The organism is Pseudomonas sp. EA_35y_Pfl2_R111 (genome assembly GCF_963970955.1).
Lineage (GTDB): Bacteria > Pseudomonadota > Gammaproteobacteria > Pseudomonadales > Pseudomonadaceae > Aquipseudomonas.
This window is the reverse complement of the sequence record NZ_CAXAOM010000010.1, coordinates 1-7,607: the sequence shown is the minus strand read 5'-3', so window position 1 is coordinate 7,607 and position 7,607 is coordinate 1. Positions and strand designations below refer to the sequence as shown.

General features: G+C 61.3%; 1 protein-coding gene. It reads left to right on the top strand.

Going from position 1 to position 7,607, the window contains the following annotated elements; all coding sequences use genetic code 11:
* Nucleotides 1-54 precede the first annotated feature (54 nt).
* On the top strand, nt 55-7,607 hold a 7,553-nt coding region (locus AACY25_RS20815; protein ID WP_339527277.1), incomplete at its 3' end, for a hypothetical protein.

Genomic DNA, 7,607 nt, shown 5'->3' with positions numbered 1-7,607 from the left:
GCCAAGATTTTCTGTAGTCGCGTGCGCGATTCGACTGGTTTGGGGGTTAGGGAGATGGTGGCGATTGTTGCCGGCAATGGACTGGGTCTGTTCAACGCCTCGTTGAATTCCCTGGGTGGAGCGGTTGGCCAGGGCTCGCTGGGTCAGTCGGGCGGCCAGGCGTTGGTCAATGCCCACAACGGCAACCTGATCCTGCAGTTCACCGACGAGCAACTGTCGGGGTTGGGGCGTGACCTGCTGCACCTGCGCACCTACAACACCCAGGGTTCGTTGAACGATGCCGATGCGGATGGTTGGCGCTGGGACGGCGAGCGCCGCGTGGTGCTCAGCGGTACCCGTAATACCGTCGGCAGCACCCTGACCCGCACCACCGGCGATGGCCACGAGGCCGTGTATACCTGGACCGGCAGCGGCTACCAGTCGAGCGCCGGTGACGGCGCCCATGACACCCTGCAGTGGGATGCTGCAACCAGCGAGTGGTTGTGGGTCGACGGTTCGCGACGTACCGAGGAGCGTTACGCTGGGGATAGCGGGCGCTTGCTCTCAACAGTGGATGCAACGGGCACACGCATTCACTATGGCTACGACGCTGCAGGCCGATTGGCCAGCGTTAAAGACAGTTCGGGGCAAGAGCTGGTGTTGGTCTACAACGCCGCCGGCAAGCTTGAGCGTTTGGACACCCGCACCACCGAGGGCGGTGCGCTGACCCGTCAGGTGTATTACACCTACGATGCCCAGGGCCGACTGAGTGGGGTCTACACAGACCTGACCCCGGCGGACAACAGCATTGCGGATGGCAATCTCTACGGCACGGTCTACACCTACGACGGCACCAGTTTTCGCATTGCCAGTGTTACGCAAAGCGATGGCACATCGGTCAGTTTTACCTACCAACTGGTGGGTGCTGATTACCGTGTAAAAACGGTTACCGACGCCTCAGGCACGAGCACGTTTGACTACGACACGGTTAACCGCCGCACGGACGTAACCAATGGGCTGGGGCAGCAGTGGAGTTATTTCTACGACGCTGCGGATCAATTAATTGAGGTGCAAAGTCCGGCCGTAAATGGTCAGCGCCTGTCGACGCGCTATGCCTACGACAGCCAAGGCAATGTTCTGCAGGTTACTGATGGTCGTGGCAATACGGTTACCTACGGTTATGACGTTAACGGTAATCGCACGCTTGAGCGTGATGCGCGGGGCAACACCGTTACCCGGACGTTTAGCGCGAGCAACCAGTTGCTCAACGAAATCCGTTACAGCGTGCCGGCGACTTGGAATGCCGCCACCAGCAGCTGGACTGAGCCACCTGCAAGTGCAGCGCAAGTCACCCGCTATGCCTACGATGGCAATCAGCGTCTGCGCTTTGTGATCGACGCCACCGGCAATGTGAGTGAGTACCGCTACACCGCCAATGGCTTGCGCAGCCATGAAATTGGTTATGGCGATGCGCCGTATAGCGTTGCGGGGCTGGCCCCGACGGCCACGCTTAGCGAGCTTGAGGTCGGCACCTGGGCCGCACAGCGCGATCCACTGCGCGCCCGCCTGACTGAACTGAGCTACGACTACCGCGGTAACCTCAGTTTGCGGGTGAGTTATGCCACGGTCAGCGCAGCGGGCGCCGGGGTGATCGATGCAGCGACCATCGCCAGTCAGTACGTGTACAGCGAGCATGGGCAGCTGCTGCAGAGCATCGCCGTGCGAGGGACGGATCGTACGGTGTTGGCCGTGCAAAGTTCGACCCTGTACGACGGTATGGGCCGGATGCTTGGGCAGATCGACAGCAATGGACTCCGGACGTATGCAAACGCCCACCGTGCGACGTCGACCACCAACGCTGCGGGCCTGACCGTCCTCCAGACTTACGACGCTCAAGGTCGTCTGCTCAGTGTGAGCGAAACCGCTGCCGGGGCAGTAAGCCGAACCACCCAGTACGCCTACGACGCAGCGGGCCGTCGCACCATGGTCCAAGACGCCACCGGCGTGCGCACGTACACCTTCTACGACGAAGCGGGCCGGGTCAGTGCCCAGGTCGATGGAACTGGCGCAGTCACCGAATACGGTTACGACGCCGCCGGCCAGCGCACTTCGGTCATCCAGTACGCCACCCTGGTTGATACCAGCAGTTGGTACAACGGCACGGCCGTCACCAAAACCCTGGTCAGCCAGATTCGGCCGACAGTCACTGCCGCCGACCGCAGCAAAACCTATACATACAACGAAGCCGGTCAACTGAGCAGCAGCACGGATGCAGCCGGTGTCACCACCACTTACACCTACGACGGCCGCGGGCAGTTAATCACCCAGCAGACCGGCACTCGCATCACTCGCACCTTCTATGATGCTGCTGGGCGCCAGACAGGCCAGCTCGATGGCGAAGGCTATCTGCGCGAGAACCGCTACAACACTGCCGGGCAGCTGATCCAGGTGATCCGCTACGCCAGCGCCACAGCGCCGGCCGAGCGGGCCAGTGGAACGCTGGAGGCATTGCGTCCAGCGAGCGGCGATAACCTCAGCACCTGGTACTTCTACGACAATGCCGGGCGGCAGATCGGCAGCGTCGATGAGCAGCAGTTTGTCAGCGAGATCATCTACGACGAGGCGAGCAATACCCAGCAGAGCATTCGTTACGCGACGGCTTATACCGCTGCAATCAACGGCGCCACGCATTTCAATACGATCAAGGCGGCCGTCGCCAGCGGCGTCAAACAGAGCACGCTGCTGGCCTACGACAACCTGGGTCGGCTCAGTCAGCGCACCGCCACTGACGGCACCGTCACTGCCTACGAGTACGACGCCTCAGGTCGCCTGGTACGCGAGACCTCAGCCCACGGCACAAGCGAGGCGCGTAACAGCCTGACCCGCTACGATGCGTTTGGGCAGGTCACCGGCAAGCTGCTCGGCGAAGCTGCAGCACGCATCACTGCAGGCATGACTGATGAACAAATCGCCGCGGTGTATGCCCAGTACGGTTTGACCTATGCCTATGACCCGCTGGGGCGAGTGGCCAGCGTAACGGATGCTGCAGGCAACCGGACCAGCTCCTATTACGATGCGGCGGGTCGGTTGACTCACGTGGTTAACGCACTGGGTGAAGTCAGTGAAACGGTGTACAGCGCCTTTGGCGAGGTGAGCGAACGCGCTCAGTTGACCAATCGGCTGAGCACCGCAGATACCGCCAGCCTGACCGGCGGCGTGCTAACCACACCGGTTAAAACCCTGGTGCAGGCCATTCGTAACGCCGCCACCGACAACCGCAGCACTTACGCCTACGACAAACGCGGCCTGCTGAGCAGCAGCACCGATGCCTTGGGCTATATCACCAACTATGGCTACAACGACTTCGGCGAACAGAGCAGCATCACCCGCAGCATCGCCAGTGGTCAAACCGTCACCCAAAGCCTGAGCTACAACCAGCGCGGCGAACTGATCGGCCGTATCGAAGATGTTGGCGGCCTGGCCCACAGTACCGCTACTGTCTATGACGCTTTCGGCCGGGTGATCAGCCAGACCGATGGTCGTGGACTGACTCGCACCACGGCCTATGCCAGTAATGGCCGTATCATCACCGTCACGAACCCGCTCAATCAGGGGCAGAGCTCTGAGTACGACGCCTTTGGCCGGGTACTGAGCCAAACGGATGCTCTGGGTAAGACCACCACATACAGCTATGACGACAACACCCGCACCGTTGTCGTAACCACCCCGGATGGGGTTAGCGTAAGTACCGCGAAAAACCGCCACGGCCAGACCCTGACGGTCACCGACGGCACCGGCGCGATCACCCGCTACAGCTATAACCAAGATGGGCAGCTGCTCAGCACCACCGATGCACTGAACCAGATCAAGACCAACACCTACGATGCCGCAGGGCGACTGCTCAGCAGCATCGATGCCTTGGGCCGCGAAACAACCTACGGCTATGACGCCGCCAACCGTGTTGTCACCCGCACCGATGCCCATGGCAGCGTGACCCGCTATACCTTCGACGGCCAGGGCCGGCAGGTGCGTGTCACCACCGCCGACGGCTTACCTGAGCAGCGCATCACCGACTACGCCTATGACCGCAAGGGTCAGACCCTGACGGTCACTCAGGACCCGAGCGGCCTGAAGCTCACCACGACCTACAACTACGACGGCCTCGGCCAGCAGGTGCAGGTTGCGCGTGGCACGGTGGCCAACCCGAACCAGCAGATCACCCAGTATGTGTTCGACAAGCTGGGCCGGCGCACCGCCGAGCATCAGGACCCCAACGGCCTGAACCTGACCACGCAATACCGTTACAACGAGAACGATCAGGTCACCCGCAAGATCGATGCTGCCGGCAATAGCACCTGGTATGTCTACGACACTGCTGGACGCTTAGCTGACACCGTTGATGCCCTCGGTGGGGTGACCCGCAACGTCTATGACGCCAATGGCCGCGTCACCAGCAGCACCCGCTATGCCACGGCGATTGCGGTCGCAGCCTTGGGCGATGCCCCCGTAAGCCTCAGCCCGGTGATCAACGCCGACAAAGATCAAACCACCCACTCCATCTACGACGACCTGGGCCGGGTGCGTTACACCATTAACGCGCTGAATCAGGTCAGTGAGTCGGTCTACGACGATGCCGGGCGCATTCTTGAGACTCGTCAATACAGCCAGGTTATCGCCGCAGGCACTGCTCGAACGCTGGCCGATACCGCAACGGCGTTGACCACAGCCAATGCACAGGCCCGTGCCACTGCTTACGTCTATGACGCATTAGGGCAACTCACCCGCAGCACCGATGCGGCTGGCAAAACCGAGTCGTACACCTACGATGCGGTGGGCAATCGCAAAACCCTGACCAACAAAAATGGCGCTGTCTGGACGTATAACTACGACAGCCTCAACCGCCTGGTCGAGGAAGTTACCCCTGCCGTCCTGGTGGCGACCATCAGCGACACCGGCGTGGTCAGCACCGCGACCCGCTACCTCGTTACCCACATCAGCTACGACGCACTCGGCAACGTGACCAGCCGCAGCACAGGCCGGCTGCGTGCCAGTGAAGGTGATGATCCCGCGCTGGATGACCTCAGCCAAGCGCGTACGAGCACGTACGCCTACGACTCTGTTGGCCGTCAGATTTTGACCACTGCGCCTGGCTGGTATGACAAGGCCTCTGGGCAATACCGCTACGCCACAGATGGCACCGCCAACACCTTCCAAATCAGCACCGAAGTCACCTACGACGCGCTCGGCAACGCCGTGCGCAATCGCGTTCGGGTCAATAACACGGGCACTGTTGCCACTGACTTCGTCGACAGCTTCAAGGTCTACGACGTACTGGGCCGGGTCAGCCACGATATCGACGCGCTCAAAGGGGTGATCGCTTATGGCTACGACGCCCAGGGCAATGTCATCCGCACGACCCGTTATGCCAACGCCTTAAGTGCGGCAGTGCCCGCCCAGGGGTACTACCAGGGCACCGATATCACAGCCGCAACGCTGATACCGGATGCTGGCAAAGACCGCACCCTGCTCACCAGCTATGACGCCCTCGGCCGCAAGACCTCAGTGCAGCAAAACGTTGTTGGCATTTACACCTTCACCGGCAACGTCGCCACCTCGACGCTGACCAACCTGGCCCCCACCACGCTGTACAGCTACGACACCTTTGGCCAGCTGGTTCGTGAAACCCAGGTTGCCCGCAATACCTCCGGGGCCACCGTGCAGACCGGTGCCAGCACCGTGCACTACTACGACCTGTCAGGGCAGCGGATTGGCAGTGTGGATGCCCTGGGGCATTACACCCGCATGGAATATGACGCCCTCGGCAAGCTCAGCCGCCAGGTCGAATACGCCACCGCCCTGGTCAGCTGGAGCGAAGGCACACTACCCACACCTCCAGTCACCAACCCGGCTGACCGCAGCACGCAGTTTGAATATGACGCCATGGGCCGCCTGACTCGGGTGACCCAAGAGAACGTGCGCTACTGGCAACAGAGCATCAATGCGCAAACCGGTGCGACATCGGCGGTAGCAGTCACAGGCAACCTGCTGGTCAGCCAGATGGGCTATGACGGCGTGGGCAACACCACGACCGTTACAGATGCCGCTGGCAACGTCACCACCACCGAGTACAACGCCCTCGGCCAAGTCACCACGCTTATTGAACCGGCTCGGGCCACGGCCAAAAGTGGTGCCATCGATCCCTTTGCTGCCAGTGCCGCTCAAGTTGTTGCATCTCCCACCACCACCTACCTGCTCAATGCCTTTGGCCAGACACTGCAGGAAACACGCAGCGCTGGCGTTGATGCCAATGGCAATCTACAAGCCGGCCTGACGCAGATCACCCGCACGCGCTTTGATGCCGCCGGGCATGAAATCCAAGAGATCGACGCGGCCGGCTCTGCGCAAAACTATAAAGTCGATGTTGCCGGTCGCCGCCTGGAGGAAAGCCGTCAAGTCAGCGCCACCCTCAGCGCCTGGACCGTGGGCGGTGCAGCCGTAAGCTACAACCAGACCCTGAAACGCACCTTCACCTACGATGCCCTCGGTCAACAGACCGCCACCGTCGACTGGTACACCGCTAATGGCACCCAACAGAGCACCACCAACAGCGTGCTCTACAACCGCTTTGGTGAGGTCACCGACAAGCTGCTCAACGGCAACCTGCTGACACGCTACAGCTACGATCAGGCGGGTCGTGCCATTCAGCAACACGACAGCCAAGGCATCACCCAGTTTGCTTACGACCTCACCGGCAAGGCCAGCCGCACCACCCAGCTGGGCGATGTCAGCACCGCGGCCGATGACCGGACCACCTACACCCGCTACAACCTCCTCGGTCACGCGCAAGAACAACACCTGCCGGCCTTTGAAGCCAACATCAATGCCGACACCCTGAACAACGTCACCCTGACGCTCACCACACCGATCATCCGGCAAACCACCGACCGCTGGGGCAACATGCTCAGCCGCACCGATGCACGCGGCTACCTCACCACCTACACCTACGACCACAGCAACAAGATCCTCAGCGAAACCCTGCCGGTCACCGACATCCTGCGTGAGAACGGCACTAGTTACCGCGCCAGCCTGATCCACGAGAAGCGCTACGACGCCGTAGGCAACCTGATCCAGGAAGTTGACCTGGTCGGGCCTTATACCGGCGTCGCCACCAGCACCGAACTGCGCACACGTCAGCACGTGTACAACGCCGCCGGTGAGCTGACCCGCGACATTGATGCTCTGGGCTACTCGCGGCACTACCGCGTCGACGCCCACGGCAACCGCGTGGCCACCCAGGACGCCCTGGGCACCGTCTTGGTGGAAAGCTACGACGTGATGGACCGCCACACCGCCCACGGGATTATCCGCAATGGTGCAGCCGTCACCCTGCTAACCAACCAGTATGACCAGGCCGGTCGTTTGTACGGCGAAATCAGCGGCACCACCGCTGTTGAAGAAACCCTGGTCAGCATCGCCAACGCCAACTGGACTAGTACCACCACCGGCGAAATGGGCAACACCAAGTACACCTTGTTCGATGAGCGCGGCAACATCGTCAAAACCCGGAATGAGTCGAAGGTGGAGAAAGCCTTCGAGTACGACGTCAATAACCGCAAGGTCAAGGAAAC